This window comes from Neisseria sp. P0018.S001, from assembly GCF_051957355.1.
GTDB lineage: Bacteria > Pseudomonadota > Gammaproteobacteria > Burkholderiales > Neisseriaceae > Neisseria > Neisseria subflava_A.
The window spans coordinates 143,201-165,231 of the sequence record NZ_JBQCWN010000001.1 but is presented as its reverse complement, the minus strand read 5'-3'; the positions used below and the strand labels follow the sequence as shown (position 1 = coordinate 165,231).

Annotated in this window: 22 protein-coding genes and 1 tRNA gene; 11 read left to right on the top strand and 12 right to left on the bottom strand. The window is 49.9% G+C overall.

Translation table 11 applies throughout. The annotated features are described in order from the left end of the window. Positions 1 to 46 precede the first annotated feature (46 nt). The 3 genes from ACTHTJ_RS00795 to ACTHTJ_RS00785 all read left to right on the top strand — a co-directional run bounded on the left by ACTHTJ_RS00795 (position 47) and on the right by ACTHTJ_RS00785 (position 1,096). The gene (locus ACTHTJ_RS00795) at positions 47 to 322 is read left to right on the top strand and encodes a type B 50S ribosomal protein L31 (RefSeq protein ID WP_004464264.1); all 276 of its coding nucleotides are present in this window, start codon (positions 47 to 49) and stop codon (positions 320 to 322) included. Continuing rightward, the gene (ykgO, locus tag ACTHTJ_RS00790) at positions 322 to 447 is read left to right on the top strand and encodes a type B 50S ribosomal protein L36 (RefSeq protein ID WP_003685279.1); all 126 of its coding nucleotides are present in this window, start codon (positions 322 to 324) and stop codon (positions 445 to 447) included. The genes ACTHTJ_RS00795 and ykgO overlap by 1 nt, the downstream gene beginning before the upstream one ends. A 241-nt stretch (positions 448 to 688) precedes the next feature. After that, on the top strand, positions 689 to 1,096 hold the full coding sequence (locus ACTHTJ_RS00785; RefSeq protein WP_063075394.1) for an MliC family protein: 408 nt from the start codon (positions 689 to 691) through the stop codon (positions 1,094 to 1,096). Between the two features lie 361 nt (positions 1,097 to 1,457). Here the strand turns inward: ACTHTJ_RS00785 and ileS are convergent, their stop codons facing one another. The 3 genes from ileS to ACTHTJ_RS00770 form a co-directional block, all read right to left on the bottom strand. Beyond that, positions 1,458 to 4,250 (bottom strand): isoleucine--tRNA ligase, encoded by a 2,793-nt coding sequence (gene ileS / locus ACTHTJ_RS00780; protein WP_070584088.1) that lies wholly within the window; start codon positions 4,248 to 4,250, stop codon positions 1,458 to 1,460. Positions 4,251 to 4,388: 138 nt separating this feature from the next. Further along, positions 4,389 to 5,315 carry a bifunctional riboflavin kinase/FAD synthetase gene (ribF, locus tag ACTHTJ_RS00775; protein ID WP_070584086.1) on the bottom strand — a complete coding sequence of 309 codons (927 nt, stop codon included), beginning with the start codon at positions 5,313 to 5,315 and terminating at the stop codon, positions 4,389 to 4,391. Between the two features lie 123 nt (positions 5,316 to 5,438). After that, positions 5,439 to 5,828 carry a hypothetical protein gene (locus ACTHTJ_RS00770; protein ID WP_070584085.1) on the bottom strand — a complete coding sequence of 130 codons (390 nt, stop codon included), beginning with the start codon at positions 5,826 to 5,828 and terminating at the stop codon, positions 5,439 to 5,441. 161 nt (positions 5,829 to 5,989) lie between these two features. On the opposite strand from ACTHTJ_RS00770, the gene ACTHTJ_RS00765 reads away from it, so the two are divergent. The 4 genes from ACTHTJ_RS00765 to dapC all read left to right on the top strand — a co-directional run bounded on the left by ACTHTJ_RS00765 (position 5,990) and on the right by dapC (position 10,588). Continuing rightward, positions 5,990 to 6,865, top strand: coding sequence for a YoaK family protein (locus tag ACTHTJ_RS00765; protein WP_070584083.1), 876 nt, complete (start codon positions 5,990 to 5,992; stop codon positions 6,863 to 6,865). A 217-nt stretch (positions 6,866 to 7,082) separates the two neighbouring features. Then, positions 7,083 to 7,763: an OmpA family protein gene (locus tag ACTHTJ_RS00760; RefSeq protein ID WP_070584081.1), complete on the top strand. Its 681-nt coding sequence runs from the start codon at positions 7,083 to 7,085 to the stop codon at positions 7,761 to 7,763. A gap of 340 nt (positions 7,764 to 8,103) precedes the next feature. Continuing rightward, positions 8,104 to 9,276: an NAD(P)H-dependent flavin oxidoreductase gene (locus tag ACTHTJ_RS00755; RefSeq protein WP_004520097.1), complete on the top strand. Its 1,173-nt coding sequence runs from the start codon at positions 8,104 to 8,106 to the stop codon at positions 9,274 to 9,276. Between the two features lie 121 nt (positions 9,277 to 9,397). Continuing rightward, on the top strand, positions 9,398 to 10,588 hold the full coding sequence (gene dapC / locus ACTHTJ_RS00750) for a succinyldiaminopimelate transaminase (protein WP_070584080.1): 1,191 nt from the start codon (positions 9,398 to 9,400) through the stop codon (positions 10,586 to 10,588). A gap of 47 nt (positions 10,589 to 10,635) precedes the next feature. Here the strand turns inward: dapC and ACTHTJ_RS00745 are convergent, their stop codons facing one another. From ACTHTJ_RS00745 to ACTHTJ_RS00715, 7 genes are all read right to left on the bottom strand, one after another. Then, the gene (locus tag ACTHTJ_RS00745; RefSeq protein ID WP_070584079.1) at positions 10,636 to 10,806 is read right to left on the bottom strand and encodes a rubredoxin; all 171 of its coding nucleotides are present in this window, start codon (positions 10,804 to 10,806) and stop codon (positions 10,636 to 10,638) included. An 84-nt stretch (positions 10,807 to 10,890) separates the two neighbouring features. After that, on the bottom strand, positions 10,891 to 11,982 hold the full coding sequence (locus tag ACTHTJ_RS00740) for an acyl-CoA dehydrogenase family protein (protein WP_070584077.1): 1,092 nt from the start codon (positions 11,980 to 11,982) through the stop codon (positions 10,891 to 10,893). A gap of 123 nt (positions 11,983 to 12,105) precedes the next feature. Further along, positions 12,106 to 12,654 carry a carboxymuconolactone decarboxylase family protein gene (locus ACTHTJ_RS00735; RefSeq protein WP_440360741.1) on the bottom strand — a complete coding sequence of 183 codons (549 nt, stop codon included), beginning with the start codon at positions 12,652 to 12,654 and terminating at the stop codon, positions 12,106 to 12,108. Between the two features lie 149 nt (positions 12,655 to 12,803). Then, complete coding sequence (locus ACTHTJ_RS00730) at positions 12,804 to 13,226, bottom strand: YidB family protein (protein ID WP_003684921.1); 423 nt, start codon at positions 13,224 to 13,226, stop codon at positions 12,804 to 12,806. Between the two features lie 163 nt (positions 13,227 to 13,389). Further along, entirely contained in the window at positions 13,390 to 13,845 is a 456-nt protein-coding gene (ruvX, locus tag ACTHTJ_RS00725; protein WP_070584073.1) for a Holliday junction resolvase RuvX, read from the bottom strand. After that, positions 13,838 to 14,386 carry a YqgE/AlgH family protein gene (locus ACTHTJ_RS00720; protein ID WP_036490388.1) on the bottom strand — a complete coding sequence of 183 codons (549 nt, stop codon included), beginning with the start codon at positions 14,384 to 14,386 and terminating at the stop codon, positions 13,838 to 13,840. Before ACTHTJ_RS00720 ends, ruvX begins: the two co-directional genes overlap by 8 nt. Positions 14,387 to 14,414: 28 nt before the next feature. After that, entirely contained in the window at positions 14,415 to 14,960 is a 546-nt protein-coding gene (locus ACTHTJ_RS00715; protein ID WP_440360742.1) for a CreA family protein, read from the bottom strand. A gap of 173 nt (positions 14,961 to 15,133) precedes the next feature. On the opposite strand from ACTHTJ_RS00715, the gene ACTHTJ_RS00710 reads away from it, so the two are divergent. The 4 genes from ACTHTJ_RS00710 (at position 15,134) to ACTHTJ_RS00695 (ending at position 21,156) form a co-directional block, all read left to right on the top strand. Then, positions 15,134 to 17,038: a peptidoglycan DD-metalloendopeptidase family protein gene (locus ACTHTJ_RS00710; protein WP_440360743.1), complete on the top strand. Its 1,905-nt coding sequence runs from the start codon at positions 15,134 to 15,136 to the stop codon at positions 17,036 to 17,038. A 215-nt stretch (positions 17,039 to 17,253) separates the two neighbouring features. Then, positions 17,254 to 18,726: a S41 family peptidase gene (locus ACTHTJ_RS00705; RefSeq protein WP_049328634.1), complete on the top strand. Its 1,473-nt coding sequence runs from the start codon at positions 17,254 to 17,256 to the stop codon at positions 18,724 to 18,726. 95 nt (positions 18,727 to 18,821) lie between these two features. Then, positions 18,822 to 20,198, top strand: a complete 1,377-nt coding sequence (radA, locus tag ACTHTJ_RS00700) for a DNA repair protein RadA (RefSeq protein ID WP_070584070.1) — start codon at positions 18,822 to 18,824, stop codon at positions 20,196 to 20,198. A gap of 151 nt (positions 20,199 to 20,349) precedes the next feature. Then, positions 20,350 to 21,156: a DUF4198 domain-containing protein gene (locus ACTHTJ_RS00695; protein WP_003685136.1), complete on the top strand. Its 807-nt coding sequence runs from the start codon at positions 20,350 to 20,352 to the stop codon at positions 21,154 to 21,156. A gap of 55 nt (positions 21,157 to 21,211) precedes the next feature. Here ACTHTJ_RS00695 and ACTHTJ_RS00690 read toward each other — a convergent pair whose 3' ends face one another. Both ACTHTJ_RS00690 and ACTHTJ_RS00685 read right to left on the bottom strand, forming a co-directional pair. Beyond that, positions 21,212 to 21,772 (bottom strand): pseudouridine synthase, encoded by a 561-nt coding sequence (locus tag ACTHTJ_RS00690; protein ID WP_049332414.1) that lies wholly within the window; start codon positions 21,770 to 21,772, stop codon positions 21,212 to 21,214. 80 nt (positions 21,773 to 21,852) lie between these two features. Continuing rightward, positions 21,853 to 21,945, bottom strand: a tRNA-Ser gene (locus tag ACTHTJ_RS00685). Between the last annotated feature and the right edge of the window lie 86 nt (positions 21,946 to 22,031).

The following is a 22,031-nucleotide window of genomic DNA, read 5'->3' as shown; positions in this document are numbered from 1 at the left end:
TTTCTAAGAGTATAATGTTATACTATAACTCTCACTGGAGAAAGAAATGAAACCCGATATCCACCCAGACAACTATCGTACCGTCCTGTTTTACGACAGCGGTGCAGACCAAGGATGGCTCATCCGTTCATGTGCCAATACCCACGGAAAAACCATGGTTTGGAAAGACGGAGTAGAGTATCCCCTCTTCTCTCTTGATACCTCTTCCGCATCCCACCCCGTATACACAGGCAAACAACGCAACGTTAATGTCGAAGGCCGCGCCAGCAAATTCAACCAACGTTACCAATCCATGATGTCTTCTTTCAGAAAGGATAAATGATGCAAGTCCTCTCATCCCTGAAAACTGCAAAAAAACGACACCGTGACTGCCAAATTGTCCGCCGAAAAGGCAAAGTGTACGTCATTTGCAAGAGCAATCCCCGTTTTAAAGCACGCCAGCGTTAAGCTGTTCTATCCTTCTTTCAATGTAACTCTCTGAATTTTCCGCACTTTCGTTTACCTCTAGCGCAAGTGTGGCTTTTTTTCAAACGGCATTAATCATTCATATCAAAACTACAAAGAATCCTGCCATACTCCCGAAAACAGGAAGAAAAAGTAAATAATGGTTATCCCTATTGTGAAGCCATAAAGATATTTATAACATGCCGCTACATTCTTCCTTAAACACTGACCATAGGAGTCAAAAATGAAAGTAAAAGCCCTGCTTGCAATTGCCGCCGCCATGAGCCTCGCTGCCTGCGCCGCACCTGAAGCCCATCGCCATGACCATGGTCAACGTCATGAGCACAATCATGCACACGAACATGGTCACCAACATCATGACATGCACAGCCATGGCCGTGTTCAATCATTCAGCTGCGAAAACGGCCTGTCTGTACAAGTCCGCAACCTGAGCACCAACCAAGTTGAACTGCGTCTGGATGACAAAGTTGCCACCCTGTCTTCTGCCGTTGCAGGTTCAGGCGAACGCTATGTTGCCAACCAAGGCCTGTTCGGCAAAGGCGCTGAATGGCATCAAAAAGGCAGCGAAGCATTCTTCGGCTTCACTGACCCATACGGCAACAAAGTAGAAACTTCTTGCTCTGCCCGCTAATTTCTACTAAGCAATAGAATAACTAAAGGCCGTCTGAAAACTTGTTTCAGACGGCCTTTTATATTGGATAAAACGAAAGAGAAATATAGTTTCCGTTCAATGAGAAAATGTAAATATGAGGCTATTTGAAGGTTCAAAATACATCCATACCCCACGGATAAGTAAGGCCCTTTGAAAAGTGCTTTCTACGAGAATATATTTCTCAATATACGTCAAATCCACTATACCTATACTGACTATATCTATTTATCAAAACTACAAATCCCAATTACCCTTCAAAATCTATTCGCTATACGAAAACAAAGGCCGTCTGAAAACCTATTTCCAAAGTTTTCAGACGGCCTTTATCTTAGACAAACAATTAAGCGTAATATCTGTCTTCACCTTTGCCATCAACGTTGTCGGCACAACGTTTACAGATGGTTTCATGGCCTGCAACTGCGCCCACATCGTGGGTGTAATGCCAGCAGCGTTCGCATTTTTCACCATCGCTGGCTTTAGCGGTTACAGCAAGTTCATTACCTACTTTCACTTCAGCTTTAGACACCAGTAAAGCAAAACGCAATTCTTCACCCAAAGTGTTCAGATAGTCGGCAATTTCTTCCGGAGCCGTAATTTCGGTTTCGGCTTGCAATGAAGAACCGACGGTTTTATCCGTACGCAAAGGCTCGATGGCGGCAGTTACCGCTTCGCGGGCTTCTCGGATTGCCGTCCATTTTTTCACCAATTCGGCTTCGGCTTTTTCATTGATTGGTGGGAACTCATGCCATGTGTGGAAGAGGACGCTGTCTTCTTCGCCGCCACCAATGATGTCCCATGCTTCCTCGCCGGTGAAGCACAAAATCGGAGCAATCAGCAGAACCAAACTGCGTGTGATGTGATACAGGGCAGTTTGCGCACTGCGGCGTGCATGGCTGTCTGCTTTGGTGGTGTAGAGGCGGTCTTTCAGGATATCGAGGTAGAACGCGCCCAAGTCTTCCGAGCAGAAAGAAACAATGTCTTTCACGGCGAAGTGGAAGGCATAACGCGGATAGTAATCGCCTGCCAGACGCTCTTGCAGCTGGCGTGCCAATACCACGGCGTAGCGGTCGATTTCCACCATATCTGCCTGTTGCACAGCATCTTCAATAGGATTGAAGTCGCTGAGGTTGGCAAACAGGAAGCTCAAGGTATTGCGGATACGGCGGTAGCTTTCAGTTACGCGTTTGAGGATTTCTTTGGAAATCGCCAATTCGCCGCTGTAATCGGTGGATGCTGCCCACAAACGCAGGATGTCGGCGCCGAATTCGTTGTAAACTTCTTGTGGTGCAACGACATTGCCGATGGATTTCGACATTTTGCGGCCGTTTTGGTCAACCACAAAACCGTGGGTCAGCAGCTGTTTGTATGGCGCACGACCCATGGATGAGGCGCAACCGGTCAACATAGACGATTGGAACCAGCCGCGGTGTTGGTCGCTGCCTTCGAGGTACAAGTCAGCCGGCCATTCCAATTCTTCGCGTTGTTTCAAGACGGAATAATGGGTCGAGCCGGAGTCGAACCATACGTCCATGGTATCGGAAAGTTTGTCGTAATTTTCGCAATCTTCCGCGCTCAAGAGTTCGCTCTTATCAAGAGAGAACCACGCTTCGATGCCTTTTTCTTCGATTTTTTGGGCAACTTTTTCCAACAACTCGGCAGAGTTTGGATGCAATTCACCGGTTTCTTTGTGAACAAAGAAAGTCATCGGCGTGCCCCAATAGCGTTGGCGTGAAACCACCCAGTCAGGACGGCCTTCTATCATGGCTTCCAAACGCGCACGACCCCATGATGGGAAGAATTCGGTGTCATCAACGGCTTTGATGGCTTTGTCGCGCAAGGTTTTACCGTCGTTTCCAGCTTTGTCCATACCGACAAACCATTGGCCGGTCGCACGGTAAATCAACGGCGTTTTGTGGCGCCAGCAGTGTGCGTAGCTGTGTTCGATTTTGCTGCTTGCCAAAAGGTTGCCGGTTTCTTCCAACCATTGCAGGATAACGGGATTCGCTTCCCAAACGCTCATGCCGGCAACACGCGGCGTTTCGCTGATGTATTTACCTTCGGCATTTACAGGGTTGTAAAGCTCGATGCCGTATTTGTTGCAGACGGCGTAGTCTTCCAGACCATGGGCAGGCGCAGTATGCACCAAGCCGGTACCGGCATCGGTGGTCACATGGTCGCCGTTGAGCATGGGAATATCGCGTTCGAGGAACGGATGATTCATATGCAGGTTTTCCAGCTTGTCGCCTGTGGTTTCTGCCAATACTTTCAGGTCGTCTGAAGCAAAGCCGTAACGTTTGAGCGCGTCTTCTGCCAAATCTTTGGCCAATACCAATTTGCCTTTAGGCGTATCAATCAGTTGATACACCACGTCTGCACCAGCTGAAACAGCTTGGCTCGCAGGCAAAGTCCAAGGCGTAGTTGTCCAGATGACGGCAAACGCTTTGCCTTCGATACTTGCTAAACCGAATGCGACAGCAAGCGCGGCAGTGTCTTTAAACGGATAGGCAACGTCAATCGCAGGCGATACTTTGTCTTTGTATTCCACTTCGGCTTCAGCCAAGGAAGAGCCGCAGTCCAAGCAGAATTGAACCGGTTTCGCGCCGCGGTAGAGATAGCCGGATTTGTAGATTTCGCCGAGCATACGCACGGTATCGGCTTCGGTTTTGAAATCCATGGTCAGGTAAGGATTGTCCCAGTCGCCCAACACACCCAAGCGGATAAAATCTTTTTTCTGACGGGCAATCTGTTCGGCAGCGTATTCGCGGCACAATTCGCGGAAACGGGCTTTAGGCATGTCTTTACCGTGCAGTTTTTCTACCATCACTTCGATAGGCAAACCGTGGCAGTCCCAACCCGGTACATAAGGCGCATCAAAACCGGCTTGGGTTTTGCTGCGGATAATGATGTCTTTGAGAATTTTATTGACGGCATGACCGATGTGGATGTCGCCGTTGGCATACGGAGGACCGTCGTGCAGAATGAATTTCGGACGGCCTTTGGCGATTTCGTGCAGTTTTTGGTAGCGTTTTTGCTCGTACCAGCTTTTCAGCCATGCAGGCTCGCGCTTGGCAAGATTGCCACGCATTGGAAACGGGCTCTCGAGCAGGTTTACGGTTTTACTGTAATCGGTCATTTTTTGATCTCTATTGTTGCGGTATTTCGGTTTCAGACGGCCTGATTGCTCATTTTAAAAGGAACAGGCCGTCTGAAAAAATTCAAAGGACTTATTGTAGCCCAATTGTCTTGATTTTATAAGCTTCTAGAAGCGTTTCTATGGCTTCCAAACCTTTGCATCTTCCATATCTTGCAAAATTTGGGTTTTCAATGCCTCGATACTCTCAAATTTTTTCTCGTCACGCAGTTTATGCAGGAAACGGACGAAGATGCGTTGTCCGTACAAATCGCCGTTGAAATCGAACAGATGGACTTCCAGCTTTTGCGAGCGGTTGTTGCTGACAGTGGGATTAAAACCAAAGCTGGCAACGCCTCGGCGCGAGCCGAATGTGCCGTCTGCTTCAACGACAAATACGCCGCTTAAAGCATAATGATACGGAGGAAGCTGGACATTGGCGGTAGGCGCGTTGATGGTGCGGCCGAGTTTTTGCCCGTGTTTGACCTTTCCGCTTAACACGTAATCATGGCCCAACAATCTTTTGGCGTATTCCAACTTGCCGTCTGAAAGGGCTTGGCGGACGGCGGTACTGCTGGTGCGGATGTCTTCAACGATAACAGACGGCGTGCGCTCGGTTTGCATATCGGGCTGTTGAGCCAAGAGTTCAAAGCAGCCTTCACGGCCGGCACCGAAACGGAAATCGTCGCCAATCAACAAATAACGCGTGTTGAGCGTTTGGCGCAAGAGCTGGTCGATAAACGCTTGCGCGCTCATATCGGAGAAAGCTTGGTTAAAACGCAAGACCCAAACGGCATCCACGCAGCCGGTTTCACGCAAAAGGCGCAATTTGGTACGCAGCGGGCTGATCCGGTAAGGCAGCTTTTTCCCGGCTTTGCGCGCAAAAAATTCTTTGGGCTGAGGCTCAAAAACAACAACGACAACAGGCAGACCGCGCCGGCCTGCCTCTCGTTTGAGTTTTTGTAGAATATGTTTGTGCCCGAGGTGTACACCGTCGAAGTTGCCGATGGTCACGGCGGCTCCTTGCGGAAATTTGGGCGCGTGTCGCTGTCCAAGCCAGATGTTCATGGGTGGTGGGTATTGTGTTTGAATAGGCGGCTATTGTAAACGTTATTGCCGTTTCAATAAACCTTAGGCCGTCTGAAACCAATAAATATATGCTTTCAGACGGCCCTAAAGTTTGTTAATACCTTACCACCACCAAGGATAACGACCAAACGGATAGCCCCAATCGTCGTAATAACGATAGTAGCGGGCTTCGCGCAGCTGTTCTTGGGAAATATAGTTTTGCCATGCCATTTTGTAGCAGGCTTGGAACATCGGATCGGAAACTTTGTCGATATATTTGAGGCGGAAGGCTTTTTGTTCCGCAGTTGCGGCACCGGGTTTGCCTTCTTCGTCAAATTTGCGGCGGATCAGCGCGGCAGTTTCCTGATCACATTGGGCGGCAAGATATACTTGAAGATCCTGTTCATAGCGTTTCTGCGCTTGGGCGCGTGCGGCTTTTTGCTCAGGCGTGGTGGCGCAGGCGGCAAGCAATGCGGCAGCACCAATCAATAAGGTCAGGCGGATAGGATTCATCGGATGTTTCCTTATACTTATGTATGGCTATTAATGTACGCCTTCATCCTGCAATGGGCAAGTGTGGCAACTTGGGGACACTTTATATTATTTGTTCTTGGCAGCAGGCAGTTGCATATAAAATACACCCAGTATAAATGCTCGCCCCTATCCCAAAATCAATGAACGACGACAAACGGCCCCACTCTTACCGACCGCGCCACCATAGGCAACACACGCCGCCGTTTTGGCAGGCAGACCGTCCGTACCTGCACGAACACAATATTTCCGATGCCCGTTTCAGACGGCTTGGTTACATCATGGCCTTTCTTGCCGGCGCGATTAATGCCGGCGGCTTCTTCGCATTCTCACGTTATACCTCCCACGTTACCGGCTCAATGTCGCTGTTGGCAGATGTTTTGTATCTTCAAGAGTGGAGTGTGGCCATTATTGCCACAATCAGCGTGTTGTGTTTTGTTGCCGGAGCCGCGCATTCGGGCTGGGTGATTTTGTGGACGCAGCAAATGCGTTTCCGTGGCAGCTTTGGGTTTTCCATGTGGCTGGAAGCAGTTTATCTGTTGATATTCGGTTGGTTCGGTATTGCCGCGATGGAATGGGATTTTGGCGGCTCTGATTTTATTATGCCGTCTTTAGCATTGTTTTTATTGTGTTTTATTATGGGCATGCACAATACGGTTATCACGCTTCTTTCCGGCGGCGCCATCCGTTCCACCCACATGACCGGTACGGCGACCGACTTGGGCATTGAAATTTCACGCGCGCTTTATTACTCCAAACAGCATCATCCGCGCCTGCCGCACATCCGCGTCAACAAACCGAAAATGTGGCTTTTAAGCGGCTTGATGCTGTCGTTTTTGCTGGGTGGCGTGGTTGGCGCATGGGGTTATCATCTGGTCGGCCATCATTTCGCCCTGCCCGTTTCCGCCGTTTTGCTCATACTGGGTGCAGGTTCAGTGGGATACGATGTCAAGGTCAGATTGAAATGGGCATTCGTCAACTGGTATCGCCGCAAGCAGAAAAAACGGAAGAAACTGTAAAAAACTTTGCTTGTTATTTCGCGGCAAAATGATCAAACTGTCGGAGAAATGCAGAAATGCTTCAGAATTATGTTAACTGGCAAATATTTTCGTAATATCGGGTTAAACCCATTCTTTTGCGTTTCAGATATTGGGTATCATAAATCCGTAATAACCCACGCGGTTTTTATTCATTTTTTCAGACGGCCCGGGCCGTCATCTAAAAAGAGGATACGACATGAAATTCTTGAAACCCCTGACCGTTATTGCTACTGTAATTCCTTTGGCGCTCACCGGCTGTGTGACCGATCCTGCTACCGGCCAACAATCTGCCAGCAAAACCGCTATGTACGGTTTGGGCGGTGCGGCTGTTTGCGGCATCGTTGGTGCGCTGACCCACGGCGGCAAAGGTGCGCGTAACTCCGCATTGGCTTGTGGTGCAGTAGGTGCCGGTATCGGCGGTTACATGGACTACCAAGAGAAAAAACTGCGTCAAAGCTTGGCCAACACCAACATCGAAGTTGAACGTCAAGGCAACCAAATCAAACTGGTTATGCCTGAAAACGTAACCTTCGCTACCGGCAGCGCTGCCCTGAGCGGCCATGCTCAAAGCGCCTTGTCTGCTGCCGCGCAAACTTTGGTTCAATATCCTGACACGACTTTGACCATCAACGGCCACACCGACAACACCGGTAACGACGCCATCAACGAGCCATTGTCTCGCAACCGTGCCGAATCTGTTGCCACCTTCCTGCAATCCCGTGGCGTAAGCAGCACCCGTTTGAGCACTTTCGGTTACGGCTCCCGTCAACCAATCGCCTCCAACGCTACTGTTGAAGGCCGCGCACAAAACCGCCGCGTTGAAATCTTGATCAACCCTGACCAACGCGCCATTGATGCCGCTAAAAAACAAATGTAATCCGACATCTGTCTGATTCCCATACTTAAGGCCGTCTGAAATTTCAGACGGCCTTTTTCTTTATAGATTTTGTTTGCAATTTCTCCTCCTCAATCCAATCCACCATAAAATTTATTCCTTTATTAACAAGACTTTTCAATTTTTCCTTCAAAAAAACTGTATTAATACTCTAATTTTTACATTAACTTAGAGTATAATTCCTAAAATTTTAAAAACACGCCTCATGCCGTCTGAAAAACGGCGGCGAAAAACACACTTATTTATATACACATCAGTCCGTTATCCAATCCATTTCATAGGATTTCAGACGGCACCATCCAGAATCTATGAAGGAGCATCCATGCAAAACAACTTTGACCCATTGATTATCCGTGGCAAATCACTGATTCCCGTTGTACAAGGCGGTATGGGTGTAGGCGTTTCCGCATCAAAACTCTCCAGCGCGGTTGCGCGCGAAAACGGCGTAGGTACCATCGCCAGCGTCGATTTGCGCCACTTGCACGAAGATTTGCTGGCCGAATCAAAAATCGATTCCAGCGAAGAAAAATACACCCGCCTCAACTGCATCGCGCTTGACCGTGAAATCAAAAAAGCCAAAGCCGATTCAGAAGGCAAAGGCATGATTGCCGTCAACGTCATGAAAGCCGTAAAAGACCACGCCGCCTACGTCCGTCAGGCCTGCGAATCCGGCGCAGACGCGATTGTAATGGGCGCAGGTTTGCCTTTGGATCTGCCGGAAATGGCCGAGGGTTACCACAAAGATGTCGCCCTTTTCCCTATTTTGTCCGAGTCACGCGGTATCAATATCGTTTTGAAACGTTGGATGAAAAAAGGCATCTTGCCCGATGCCATCGTTATCGAACACCCAGCCCACGCAGCCGGCCACTTGGGTGCGGCAACCGTTGACGGCGTAAATGATGCCAAATTCGAGTTCAAACGCGTTATTGAAGAAACGTTTGAAGTATTCAAAAACTTGGGCTTGGAAAGCGAAAAAATCCCGTTGGTACTCGCCGGCGGCATGGCAAACTTTGAAAAAGTCAAAACAGCCTTGAAAAACTGGGGCGCGTCCGCCGTTCAAATCGGTACCGCGTTTGCCGTGACCGAAGAAGGCGATGCTCACATCAACTTCAAGAAAACGCTGGCCGGTGCGGAAACCGAAAAAGTGGTTGAATTCATGTCTGTTGCCGGTTTGCCTGCACGCGGCGTGCGCACCAAATTCCTCGACAACTACATCAAACGCGAGGCCAAATTGCAAGCCAATGCCAAAAACGATCCGCGCCGTTGCACACAAGGCCTGAACTGCCTGACCAGCTGCGGTTTGCGTGACGGTTTGGCTAAAGCCGGTCAATTCTGTATCGACATCCAACTTTCAGCCGCATTCCGCGGTGAAGTCGATAAAGGTCTGTTTTTCCGCGGTAAAGACCCATTGCCGTTTGGCAACGCCATCCGTACGGTTCAAGAAACCATTCATTATCTCTTGAACGGTTCCCTGCCCGTCGTTCCTGCCAAATAAATGCATCAACACTCAAAAGGCCGTCTGAAAAACATTTAAACCCTGTTTTCAGACGGCCTTTTTGTCCCAATCCATCTAAAAAATGCTAAGATTATTGCCTTAATTTATCGGCAGAAATATCATGAACCCATTATTGAACCATCTCAAACCCTATCCTTTCGCCCGCCTGCGTGAAGCCATGCAAGGCATTGATGCACCCGAAGGCGTAACGCCCATTCATCTACAAATCGGCGAGCCGAAACATCCGACACCAAAAGTCATCACCGACGCGCTGACCGCCTCCCTGCACGAACTGGAAAAATATCCGCTGACCGCAGGCCTGCCCGAACTGCGCCAAGCCTGCGCCGAATGGGTGGCCCGCCGTTATGATGGTTTGAGCCTCAATCCCGACAATGAAATCCTGCCTGTATTGGGCAGCCGGGAAGCGTTGTTCTCTTTTATCCAAACCGTTTTAAATCCGGCTTCAGACGGCCCCAAACCGGTCGTTATCAGCCCCAATCCTTTCTATCAAATTTACGAAGGCGCAACTATTTTAGGCAGCGGCGAAATCCATTTTGCCAACTGTCCTGCACCCAGCTTCAATCCCGATTGGAGCAGCCTGCCCGAAGACGTATGGCAGCGCACCAAAGTCCTGATTGTCTGCTCGCCAAACAACCCGAGCGGCAGCGTCCTGCAATTAGAAGACTGGAAAGAAATTTTTGATTTGCAAGACAAATACGGCTTCGTTATTGCCTCTGACGAATGCTATTCCGAAATCTATTTTGACGGCAACAAACCAATCGGTGGCTTGCAGGCTGCGGCGCAATTAGGTCGCGGCACGCACAACATCGTGATGTTTACCAGCCTTTCCAAACGCTCCAATGTCCCCGGTTTGCGTTCCGGCTTTGTCGCAGGCGATGCCGAGTTGCTCAAAAACTTCCTACTCTACCGCACCTACCACGGTAGCGCGATGAGCATTCCCGTCCAACGCGCCAGCATTGCCGCTTGGAACGATGAAGAACACGTCATTGACAACCGCCGCCTCTACCAAGAAAAATTCGACCGCGTTATCCCCATTTTGCAACAGGCATTCGATGTCAAACTGCCTGACGCGTCGTTCTACATTTGGCTGAAAGTTCCCGATGGCGACGACTTGGCATTTACGCGCAACCTGTGGCAGAAAGCCGCTATCCAAGTGTTGCCCGGCCGCTTCCTCGCCCGCGATACCGAACAAGGCAATCCGGGCGAAGGCTACGTCCGCATCGCTTTGGTTGCCGATGTGGAAAGCTGCGTCAAAGCGGCTGAAACCATGGTTGCTTTATACCGCCGATAAAACAAAGGCCGTCTGAAATTTCAGACGGCCTTTTTAAATCAACCAAGTTATATCACAAAATCCAACAGATAAAAATCTTCTTTGCCTACGCCGCACTCAGGGCATTTCCAGTCGTCGGGAATATCCTCAAACTTAGTTCCGGCAGGCAGGCCGTGCTCGAGATCGCCGAGGTCTTCGTCGTAAATCCAGCCGCAAGGGCCGCACATATATTGAGCCATTTTGTGTTCCTTCTATTTTAAAAGGCCGTCTGAAACCGTATTTTCAGACGGCCTTTCGTGTGTCTTATTGTTGATATTTTGAATTTATTGAGCTGCTTCCAAAGCGGCGATTTCTTTACGCAGGTGTTTGATCGCCGGTGTTACGATGGCGACGAACATGGCCTCGCGGACACGGCGTTGCGCCGGACTGCGCATCAGATAGCCTTTCGCGCCTGCATGCAATGCGGCAGATTGAGTGGCGTTCAGTGCCAATACGGCAGCCGCTTCACGCAGTTTCAAGGTTGCCAGCGTATCAGGTTTGTTGTTCCACGCATCATCGGCAAGGCGTTCGGTTTCCGCCCATGCGCCGTCCAACGCGGCTTTCAACTCATCGTAGCTGTGGTCGAGATATGAGTTCACTTCTGCGTTCACCACATTGGCCATGCGGATAATGCCGAGCGCACCGTCAATCACACCGGCGCCGATACCCATTTGCAGCAGAATGAAACCGGCTTTAATGGTCGGGATATAAGACTGGAACTGCTCAGGCGTAGCAATCACATCTTCATCCGGAATAAACACGTCTTTAAAATTCAGGCTGTAAGTGCGCGTGCCTTCCAAACCGCAGAACTCAGGGCAATCTTGCAAGGTAACGCCTTCCCATTGACCGCCGGTGATAAACATCACATAGCTGTCGCCGATTTGGGCGGTATTTGCCCAAATGTGGTCTTCGCCGATATTGGATACCCAAGGCAAAGCACCGTTGATTTTGTAGCCGCCTTCGACACGTTCGGCTTGCAGGTTGTGTTTTTCGATACCGGCAAGGTGTTTGACGGTATTGGACATGCCCGTACCGGCCAAAACTTTACCCTGCAGAATATCGGCCAAATATTTGTCTTTAACCGCTTGGTTGGGGGATTGATGCAGATACCACGCGCAAGCTGCCTGACACCATGCGCTGAACGAAGTCGCGCCGCATTCTTTACCGATTTCGCGCAATACGGCGATTTGCGTTGCCAAACCCAAACCGTTACCGCCCTCTTCAACCGTACCGGTCGCGGCAAAGCCGCCGATTTTGCCCAATTCCAGCATAAATTCTTTCGGATACAGGCCTTTGCGGTCGATGTCGTCCACCAATGGTTTCAGCTTGCTTTTAACGAGTGCGGCAACATTGTTCAGTAAAGCTTCGCGTGTCATGATTTTTCCTCTGAATAAGGTTTGAAGCGTAGATGGTTCTACTCATGAATTATTCTTGACAACAAGGATATCCTTGCTTGTTACTAAAAGGCCGTCTGAATTTTCAGACGGCCTTTGATGGGGTTAGGCAAATGCCTGCAATTCAGGGTTGATTTCGGTTTTGGCAAGGTTGTTGACGTAGTTGCACAAGGTTGCCAAAGCAACGCCCATAACTACTTCAACGGCTTGCTGTTGGTTGTAACCGGCATCGAAGAATGCTTTCAGCTCGTCGTCGGATACCGCGCCTTTTTTCGCCATAACGGCTTGGGTGAATGTCACCAAAGCACTCAGTTTGGCATCGTCAAACTCACCCGCAGCCAATGCGCGTGCGGCTTTGATGGATTGTTCGGACAGCAGTTTTTTCAAGGTAGCCAGTTTGGTGTGGCCGGCAACACAGAAACCGCATTCGTTGGTACGGGCGGCAATGATTTGAACAACTTCAACTTCGCCGTCAGTCAGGCTGTTGGCCGAATTCAGCTTGCCAACTTCTTGATAAAACGCCAAAGCTTCAGGCGCATTGGCCAAAACGCCGATCAGGTTAGGAATAAAGCCGTTGTTTTTCAGTACGGCTTCAATGCGTGGTTTAGCAGCTTCAGGAGCGGTTTCAACTGTGTGTATGGTCAAGCGGGACATGTGTATAACCTTCTTATCTGGTGAAATGAAGTGCCCATCATAAGCCATCCGCCTCCATCAGAAAAAGACTTATTGGTTATTTACCGCGAACCAAAAGTTATAAGGCCATCTGAACGGATTCAGACGGCCTTATCAAATGATTCAACTCATTATTTCATAAAGTTTTTCAGCAGCATAGAAGCGATGTCGTCCAAGCCGAAGCCATCCGCATCTTGAGCCGTGCCGTTAGGCGTCGCTTTATCGACCAAGTCAGGCAGCACTTTTGCCAACAAATCGCCTGCTTGACCGGCATCCACGCCGAATTTTTGCGCGATTTGGTTTACCGTATCGCTGCCCAAAGCATTTTGCAGGTCGCTGCCGGACACAGGCAGGTTGCTGGATTGGTTGGAAACCCAGCTGCTCAGAGCATCGCCCAAACCGCCTTGTTGCAGTTGGTTGATCAGGTTGCCCACGCCGCCTTGTTGTTTCACCAAATCCATCGCCATATCGGTCAGAGAACCTTGTGCGCCGTTTTCGCTGTTGCCACCCAACATTTGGGTAGCCGCATTCAAAAGATTGTCCATGAGTGCCATGACTTTTTCCTTGTATTTGTGTCTAAAAAAGAGAACGGAGTGTAGCAAAATTTGTACTGAAAAAAATCAGGCTTAACCAAACTAAACTTCTTTTATCCCAAAGCCGTAACAAAACAAAGGCCGTCTGAAACCAAGTTTCAGACGGCCTTTATAATGAATAATGCTATTCTTCGCGGCCATTGAAATACTCGGCCGCCCCACCTTCAAAAAATCCTTGCAAAATCGCCTGCGCCGCTACTTGGTCAAGCACGGATTTTTGTTTTCGGCCAAATACTTGGGCTTCAGCAAGCAGGCTTTCCGCGTATAGGGAAGACATCCTTTCGTCCACCCAATAAACCGGCAAATTAAAACGTCCGTGCAAACGGCGGCCAAACTTACGGCTCAAACGGGTCAGCTCATGCTCCGTTCCGTCGGTATACGTCGGCAGGCCGACCACAAAATATTTGGGTTGCCATTCTTTGACCAGCTTGGCAATAGCCTCAAATTTTTCATCATTGCTGTTGCCGGTTACCGTCGCCAGCGGATGGGTCATGCCCAACTCGGCATCCCCCTGCGCCACGCCGATACGCGCCTCGCCGAAATCAAAGGCCAAAACCGTGCCTTTTGGTGCATCAGGCATGGCCGACTCCTGAAAACAAAGCGTTCGGATTGACGCCCAATTTTTCAAAAGCGGCGGCATAACGGAGTTCGTAAGGCACATCAAACAGAATATGCTCGTCCGCAGGGACAGTCAGCCAAACATTTTCTGCCAGCTCGCGCTCCAACTGCCCTTTGCCCCATTTCGAATAACCGATACTAATCAAAGCCTTATCCACCGCACCTTCTTTAGACAGGTTTTCAATCACATCGCGCGAAGAAGTCAGCGCGACGTTATCGGTTACCACCATGCTGTTTTGCCAACGGCCGATCGGCGTATGCACGACATAGCCGCGCTCAATCTGAACCGGCCCGCCCATCATCACGTTTTCATGTTGCAGGCGCAACGGGATATTGCGATCGGCGGCAGCGAAAATCATGTCCATGGTAATCGGCGAAGGCTTGTTGATGATGATGCCCAGCGCACCTTCTTCATCGTGTTCGCACACATAAATGACCGTATCCGTAAAAAACGGATCATCCATATGAGGCATGGCAATCAGGAAATGGTTGGCTAAATTCATATTCTTTTAATCTATTAAGCTGATTTTATTATTTTTGTCCATCGGCAACCGGCGCGTCCACCACGCACGCACCGTAAACCGCGCCGCCTACCGGTACCGGCGTATCGGTTTTCGCATGGGCAAAACACGATACCGCGCTCAAAGAGTTCTTCGGCGAACCTTGAACGATTTTATCGCTGTATACCAAATAAGCAAAAGACTTACGTTTCGGATCGTAGTAGCGGATAATCTGCTGGCTCTTAAATGCTATGCTGGCACTGCGTTTGAACACTTGTCGCGGTTTCAAAACCGCAGCCTCGTTATAACGGATGACTTCCGCACTTTGCACGCAGGAAACCGATGCGTCGCTGGCATCTTCTTCCAGATTGACCGTTTCTTTCAAACCGCCTTTTTTCGCGTACGAAATATAACAGGCAACCCCTTGCACATCAGGATCGTCAAAACCTTCCACTTCAATACGGTCGTTTTTACCCAGCATATGAAACACCGTACTGGCGCGTCCGATTTTATCGGTATTGTCACTGCAAGCCGCCAAAACCATAGCACCCAACACTACTAATAAATATTTTTTCATAATATCCTGTCGATGCAGACTGTCAGTTTCCAGGCAGACTAAACCCCGTCCGCCTACTCTATCGTTACTATATAAGACTGTTCGTCCATATTGCAACCCGATATTATTTTCAGACGGCCTGACAGACAGTATAATCCGTCCTATTGTTCCTACTTTGATAGCAAGATCGAACCATGCGTTACAAACCCCTCATTCTCGCCCTGTTGCTCAGTTTCTCCCTGCCAACCTATGCTGCCAAAGACGCGCCGAAAGAAAAAGCGACCGCCGTCAAAAAAGCTGCGCCCGTGAAAAAAGAGAAAGAAGCCGCCAAGGCAGATGTAAAAAAAGAAACCTCAAAAAAACAAGCGGTAAAAGAAAAAGAGGAAGACAAAAAAGCGGTTAAAGCCAAAGCTGCCAAAGAGAAGGAAACCGCCGACAAAAACGAACGCGCTTCAGCCAAAAACAAAACGGCTAAAGTCGCCGAAGCCGCTGCCGACAATAAAAAGTCCAGCCGCAAAGCCGAAGAGCCTAAAGAAACGGCAAAAGACAAAAAAGCCGCAGCCGCAAAATCCGGCAAGGCCAAAGAACAAGACAAGAAACCTGTTGAAGATAAAAAAGACAGCAAAGCCAAAGAACCCGTAAAAAAAGCAGACCCTAAGGAAACCAAAGCCAAAGAGCCTGCTAAAAAAGTAGCCGAGGATAAAAAAGACGACAAAAAAACCAAAGAGCCAGTAAAAAAAGCAGCCGAAGACAAAAAGGCCGACGCTAAAGAAGCCAAAGAGCCTGCCAAAAAAGCTGTTGACGCTAAAAAAGACACCAAAGCCAAAGAGCAAAACAAAAAAGACGACACTAAAGCTGAGCCTAAAGCCGTCTCTTCAGCCGACAACGATTTCAAAGCAGCCGTGGCTGCCGCTGCCAACGAAATGGAAAGCAAGAAATCCTTTGCCAAACGCAACGAGGGTTTCATTATCCATGTTAATGCCACGCTCAAACAGCTGCAACAAACACGCAACAACCTCTCCGGCATCAACCGCAAACAACGCGACGCTTGGGAAAAATTCCAAAAACTCAATGCCGATGCCAACCAGTTAAAAGCCGAAGTTTCCAACACGCGCGCCCAAATTTCGCGCTTTGTGTCCGGCAACTATAAAAACAGTCAGCCCAACGCGGTCGCCCTCTTTCTGAAAAACGCCGATGCCGGTCAAAAAACCCGCTTCCTGCGTTACACACGTTATATCAACAACGCCAACGACCAAGTTATGAGAGACTTGGAAAAACAACAAAAAGAGCTGGCGGCGCAAGAGCAAAAAATCAACAATGAATTGGCTTACCTGAAAAAACTGCAAGCCAATATTCAAGCTTCATTGCGTCAACAAGGCGTAACCAATACCGCCGAACAAGCCGAAAGCCGCCGTCAAAACGCGCAAATGGCCAAAGAAGCGCAAAAGAAAATCAACCACAAAGAAAACGAGCAACGCCTCAACAATCTCTTGAAAGATTTGGAAAAACGCAAAGCCGATCAACGCAAAGCCGAAGCCGAAGCGCGTAAAAAAGCCGCCGAAGCCCGTTTGGCCGCCGCTGAAAAAGCACGCAAAGAGCAGGCTGCCGCCCAACAAAAAGCCGAAGCCGAACGCGCCGCCATGTCCACGCTGACTGACGAAGACATGAAACTGCAAGCCCCCAACACCCAAGGCTTTACCGTCAGCAATGCCAACAGCTTCAGCCGTATGCAAGGCCGTCTGAAAAAACCGGTCAACGGCACATTGGCAGGCCTGTTTGGTCAAGACCGCGGCGATGGCGAAGTTTGGAAAGGCGTGTTCTACAATACCGTTCCTGCTCCGGTCAGCAGCATTGCCTCAGGCACGGTTACTTTTGCCGGCGAACTTGAAGGCTACGGCAAAGTAGTCGTCCTCGACCACGGCGACGGCTATGTCAGCATTTACTCCGGCCTGAACGAAATCGACATCGCCCAAAACTACGCCGTCAATGCCGGCAGCAAGATTGGCACCAGCGGCACTTTGCCGTCGGGCGAAACCGGCCTTTACCTTGAAGTCCGCTACAACGGACAAGTCATGAATCCGCTTTCATGGATTAACTGATGTTTCAGACGGCCTGAGTGAATTTTCCCCTTCAGGCCGTCTGAATTTTCATCATAAACTACAATAAAACACGATTTTCACGCCTGTTCAGCACATTAAACAACAAACTTTTACCTTAAACTTATTGTTCCAAGCGTTTAAATCACATAAAGTCAACGGGTTCAGAGAAAACAAAAACCACTTTGCTTACCGTACACAAAAAGAAAGTCAAACGAATGTCAACAAAATCCACTTTGAAAAAAGTTGCAATCTACACTCTCGGCGCATTTAGCGGCATCGCCCTCAGTCTGAGTGTACAAAGTTTTGCCGCCGAAAAAGACAAAAAAGACAACGAGGCCCTTCCCGTGCAAACCATCCGCACCATGGCAGAAGTGTACGGCCAAATCAAAGCCAACTATTACCAAGACAAACCCGATGCCGAGCTCTTTGAAGGCGCAATGAAAGGCATGGTGTCCGATCTCGATCCGCATTCCGAGTATATGGACAAAAAAGGCTATGCCGAAATGAAAGAGTCCACCAGCGGCGAATTCGGCGGCTTGGGCATGGAAATCGGACAAGAAGACGGGTTCGTCAAAGTCGTTGCCCCGATTGAAGACACTCCGGCAGAACGCGCCGGCGTGAAAAGCGGCGACTTCATCGTCAAAATCGACAATACCTCTACGCGCGGCCTGACCGTCAGCGAAGCCGTCAAAAAAATGCGCGGCAAACCGGGTACCAAAATCACCCTAACCCTTTCGCGCAAAAATGCCGACAAACCCATCGTCGTCAACCTGACCCGCGCCATCATCAAAGTCAAAAGCGTGCGCCATCACCTGCTTGAAAAAGACTACGGCTACATCCGCGTCTCCCAATTCCAAGAGCGCACCGTTGCCGCACTCAACGAAGCCGCACAAGCCCTCGTCAAAGAAAACAAAGGCCCGCTCAAAGGCATCATCCTCGACTTGCGCGACGACCCGGGCGGCCTGCTCAACGGTGCAGTCGGCGTATCCGCAGCCTTCCTGCAGCCTGACGTCACCGTTGTCAGCACCAAAGGCCGCAACAAAAAAGAAGGCATGGTACTCAAAGCAACTGCCGAAGACTACATCACCACCAGCGGCAAAGACCCATTGGCCGGATTGCCTGCCGAGCTGAAAACCATTCCTATGACCGTCCTGATTAACGCAGGCTCGGCCTCCGCTTCCGAAATCGTTGCCGGCGCATTGCAAGACCACAAACGCGCCGTCGTCGTCGGCACACAAAGTTTCGGCAAAGGCTCAGTGCAAACCCTGATTCCGCTTTCCGGCGGCAGCGCAGTCAAACTGACCACTGCCCTTTACTACACGCCAAACGACCGCTCGATTCAGGCGCAAGGCATTGTTCCTGACGTTGAAGTCAAAGACAAAGACCGCACCTTTGAAAGCCGCGAAGCCGATTTGGTCGGCCATATCGGCAATCCGTTGGGCGGCCAAGACGTCAACAGCAGCACTGAAACACCTGCCAACACAGAAACCAAAGCCGATAAAGACAAGTCCAAAAAAGACAAAGACGAAGACATCTCCAGCCGCCGCATTCCAAATCCGGCCAAAGATGATCAGCTTCGCAAAGCCTTGGACTTGGTGAAAAATCCAGCCGAATGGCAAAAATCTTTGGGCTTGGCAGCGAAAAAACCTGCGCCGAAAAAAGATGCAGATAAAGACAGTAAAAAATAAACCTGTTATTTCTCAATAAAAAAGGTCGTCTGAAAACGATATGATTGTTTTCAGACGACCTTTTCACACATCAAATATTCCACAGGGAAAACACCATGGCAAAAGCCCCAAAAACCATCTACCAATGTTCCGAATGTGGCGGCACTTCCCCAAAATGGCAGGGCAAATGCCCGAATTGCGGCGAGTGGAACACGCTTCAGGAAAGCCTTGCCGCGCCCGAACCGAAAAACGCCCGCTTCCAATCTTGGGCGGCGGATACCTCGACCGTCCAATCCCTCTCCGCCGTCACCGCCACCGAAGTGCCGCGCAATCCGACCGGCATGGGCGAACTCGACCGCGTATTGGGCGGCGGTTTGGTAGATGGCGCAGTCATCCTACTCGGCGGCGACCCCGGCATCGGCAAATCCACATTACTGTTGCAAACCATCGCCAAAATGGCGCAAAGCCGCAAAGTGCTGTACGTTTCCGGCGAAGAATCCGCCCAACAAGTCGCCCTGCGCGCGCAACGTTTGGAACTGCCCACCGAAGGCGTAAACCTGCTTGCCGAAATCCGCATGGAAGCGATTCAGACGGCCTTAAAACAGCATCAGCCCGAAGTCGTCGTCATTGATTCCATCCAAACCATGTATTCCGACCAAATCACTTCCGCCCCCGGCTCCGTGTCGCAGGTGCGCGAATGTGCCGCCCAACTGACGCGCATGGCGAAACAGATGGGCATCGCCATGATACTGGTCGGACACGTTACCAAAGACGGCGCGATTGCCGGCCCGCGCGTGCTGGAGCATATGGTCGATACCGTACTGTATTTCGAGGGCGACCAACATTCCAACTACCGCATGATACGCGCCATCAAAAACCGTTTCGGCGCAGCAAACGAACTGGGCGTATTCGCCATGACCGAAAACGGTTTGAAAGGCGTATCCAACCCGTCCGCCATTTTCCTCGCCAGCTACCGCGACGACACACCCGGCTCGTGCGTTTTAGTCACGCAGGAAGGCAGCCGCCCGCTTTTGGTCGAAATTCAGGCTTTAGTCGATGACGCACACGGCTTCACCCCCAAACGTCTCACCGTCGGCCTTGAACAAAACCGCCTCGCCATGCTGCTCGCCGTCCTCAACCGCCACGGCGGCATTGCCTGCTTCGACCAAGACGTGTTCCTCAACGCCGTCGGCGGCGTCAAAATCGGCGAACCTGCTGCCGACCTCGCTGTCATCCTTGCCATGCTCTCCAGCTTCCGCAACCGACCCATGCCTGAAAAAACCGTCGTATTCGGCGAAATCGGCTTAAGCGGCGAAGTCCGCCCTGTTGCACGCGGGCAAGAGCGGCTCAAAGAAGCGGAAAAACTCGGTTTCAAACGCGCCATCGTTCCTAAAGCCAATATGCCACGCAATGCCAAAGAGTTTCCAAACCTGAAAATCTACGGCGTCAGCAGTTTGCAGGAAGCGATTGACGTTTGTCGTGATGGGGATTAAACCGTTTCGATAATCCGACTCAAAAAACAATCAGCTAAAAGGCCGTCTGAAAACTTTCAGACGGCCTCTCTTTAAATTTAAATAATTTTGTTATATTATAACGAACGATTTTATTCTATCTTTTCTACACATCAAAAATCGGAGAGAAATCATGAAAAAAACTGCTTTGCTTATCGCATCCGCCTTCCTGTTCAGCACTGCCGCACACGCCCATCGCGTTTGGGTTGAAACTGCCCACACACATGGCGGCGAATACCTTGAAGCCGAATTGGGCTATGGCGAATTCCCGGAGCTTGAGCCGATCGCCAAAGACCGCCTGCACATTTTCAGCAAACCCATGCAACTGGTGACAGAAAAAGGCAAAGAAAACATGATTCAAAAAGGCACATACAATTACCAATACCGCAGCAAATTGCCGGTCAAAGACGGTAGCTACCTCGTTACCGCCGAATACCAACCGACTTTCTGGTCAAAAAACAGCGCGGGCTGGAAGCAGGCAAGCATCAAAGAAATGCCTGATGCAAGCTATTGCGAACAAACCCGTATGTTCGGTAAAAACATCGTCAATGTCGGCCACGAAAGCGCAGATACCGCCATTATCACCAAGCAAGTCGGCCAACATTTGGAAATCGTTCCTTTGGACAACCCTGCCAACGTCCACGTCGGCGAACGCTTCAAAGTCCGCGTCCTCTTCAATGGCGAGCCGCTGCCCAACGCTACCGTTACCGCCACATTTGACGGCTTCGACACCAGCGACCGCAGCAAAACCCACAAAACCGAAGCCCAAGCCTTCTCCGATACAACGGACGACAAAGGCGAAGTCAGCATTATTCCCCTGCGCCAAGGCTTCTGGAAAGCCAGCGTAGAACACAAAGCCGATTTCCCCGATCAAAGCGTGTGCCAAAAACAGGCGAACTACACTACTTTGACTTTCCAAATCGGTCATTCACATCATTGATTTTTCCATAACAAAAGGCCGTCTGAATATTTCAGACGGCCTTTATTCATCCTATTTAAGGACGATGCGGCGCAAACTGCCATTGTCCCAATTCCAAATTCAAATCAAACAGATTCAGACGGCCTATTGCCACACGAACCAAGCGTAAACACGGAAAGCCTGCTTTCGCCGTCATCCTTCGCACTTGGCGGTTTTTCCCTTCCGAAATTTTGATTTCCACCCAAAAATCAGGCACGGACTTGCGCACGCGAATCGGCGGCACGCGCGGCCATAAAACATCCGCTTCACCCTCTTCCAATACCCTGACCTCGGCCGGACGGGTGACAAAATCGCCCAAATCTACGCCACGGCGCAACAAATCCAATTTGGCTTCATCAGGAGAACCCTCCACCTGCGCCCAATAAGTTTTGACCTGCTTGAATTTCGGGTCGGCAATCTGCGCCTGCAAACGGCCATTATTGGTCAGCAGCAGCAAACCCTCGCTGTCCGTATCCAAACGGCCGGCCGGATAAAATCCCGGTTTCTCGACAAAATCCTTAAGGCACTGATGTTTTTCATGTGCAGAAAACTGGCAAATCACGCCATAAGGCTTGTTTAGGATAATCAAATCGTTCATTTCACACTTTCAGACGGCCTCAGATTTCAAGCAATTCCGGATAATAAAAAAGACACCGTATAAACGGTGTCTTTCATATTTGGCGGAGTAAGAGGGATTCGAACCCTCGATGCAGGTTGACCCCACATGCTTCCTTAGCAGGGAAGTGCCTTCAGCCTCTCAGCCATTACTCCTAAGGAAGTCCGCAATATACGCTTTCTGCCCTCCTTCGTCAAGCATTACCGCCTCAAACTTTCTTAACGCCATGAAATCATTTAAA

Excerpts from the sequence above, each read along its gene's own strand:
- radA (WP_070584070.1), top strand. The coding sequence starts at position 18,822 with ATGGCAAAAGCCCCAAAAACCATCTACCAATGTTCCGAATGTGGCGGC.
- ACTHTJ_RS00785 (WP_063075394.1), top strand. The coding sequence starts at position 689 with ATGAAAGTAAAAGCCCTGCTTGCAATTGCCGCCGCCATGAGCCTCGCT.
- ACTHTJ_RS00715 (WP_440360742.1), bottom strand. The coding sequence starts at position 14,960 with ATGAAAAAATATTTATTAGTAGTGTTGGGTGCTATGGTTTTGGCGGCT.
- ACTHTJ_RS00755 (WP_004520097.1), top strand. The coding sequence starts at position 8,104 with ATGCAAAACAACTTTGACCCATTGATTATCCGTGGCAAATCACTGATT.
- ACTHTJ_RS00710 (WP_440360743.1), top strand. The coding sequence starts at position 15,134 with ATGCGTTACAAACCCCTCATTCTCGCCCTGTTGCTCAGTTTCTCCCTG.
- ruvX (WP_070584073.1), bottom strand. The coding sequence starts at position 13,845 with ATGCCTGATGCACCAAAAGGCACGGTTTTGGCCTTTGATTTCGGCGAG.
- ACTHTJ_RS00770 (WP_070584085.1), bottom strand. The coding sequence starts at position 5,828 with ATGAATCCTATCCGCCTGACCTTATTGATTGGTGCTGCCGCATTGCTT.
- dapC (WP_070584080.1), top strand. The coding sequence starts at position 9,398 with ATGAACCCATTATTGAACCATCTCAAACCCTATCCTTTCGCCCGCCTG.
- ACTHTJ_RS00795 (WP_004464264.1), top strand. The coding sequence starts at position 47 with ATGAAACCCGATATCCACCCAGACAACTATCGTACCGTCCTGTTTTAC.
- ACTHTJ_RS00695 (WP_003685136.1), top strand. The coding sequence starts at position 20,350 with ATGAAAAAAACTGCTTTGCTTATCGCATCCGCCTTCCTGTTCAGCACT.
- ACTHTJ_RS00740 (WP_070584077.1), bottom strand. The coding sequence starts at position 11,982 with ATGACACGCGAAGCTTTACTGAACAATGTTGCCGCACTCGTTAAAAGC.
- ACTHTJ_RS00760 (WP_070584081.1), top strand. The coding sequence starts at position 7,083 with ATGAAATTCTTGAAACCCCTGACCGTTATTGCTACTGTAATTCCTTTG.
- ribF (WP_070584086.1), bottom strand. The coding sequence starts at position 5,315 with ATGAACATCTGGCTTGGACAGCGACACGCGCCCAAATTTCCGCAAGGA.
- ACTHTJ_RS00765 (WP_070584083.1), top strand. The coding sequence starts at position 5,990 with ATGAACGACGACAAACGGCCCCACTCTTACCGACCGCGCCACCATAGG.
- ykgO (WP_003685279.1), top strand. The coding sequence starts at position 322 with ATGCAAGTCCTCTCATCCCTGAAAACTGCAAAAAAACGACACCGTGAC.
- ileS (WP_070584088.1), bottom strand. The coding sequence starts at position 4,250 with ATGACCGATTACAGTAAAACCGTAAACCTGCTCGAGAGCCCGTTTCCA.
- ACTHTJ_RS00690 (WP_049332414.1), bottom strand. The coding sequence starts at position 21,772 with ATGAACGATTTGATTATCCTAAACAAGCCTTATGGCGTGATTTGCCAG.
- ACTHTJ_RS00720 (WP_036490388.1), bottom strand. The coding sequence starts at position 14,386 with ATGAATTTAGCCAACCATTTCCTGATTGCCATGCCTCATATGGATGAT.
- ACTHTJ_RS00735 (WP_440360741.1), bottom strand. The coding sequence starts at position 12,654 with ATGTCCCGCTTGACCATACACACAGTTGAAACCGCTCCTGAAGCTGCT.
- ACTHTJ_RS00705 (WP_049328634.1), top strand. The coding sequence starts at position 17,254 with ATGTCAACAAAATCCACTTTGAAAAAAGTTGCAATCTACACTCTCGGC.
- ACTHTJ_RS00730 (WP_003684921.1), bottom strand. The coding sequence starts at position 13,226 with ATGGCACTCATGGACAATCTTTTGAATGCGGCTACCCAAATGTTGGGT.
- ACTHTJ_RS00745 (WP_070584079.1), bottom strand. The coding sequence starts at position 10,806 with ATGGCTCAATATATGTGCGGCCCTTGCGGCTGGATTTACGACGAAGAC.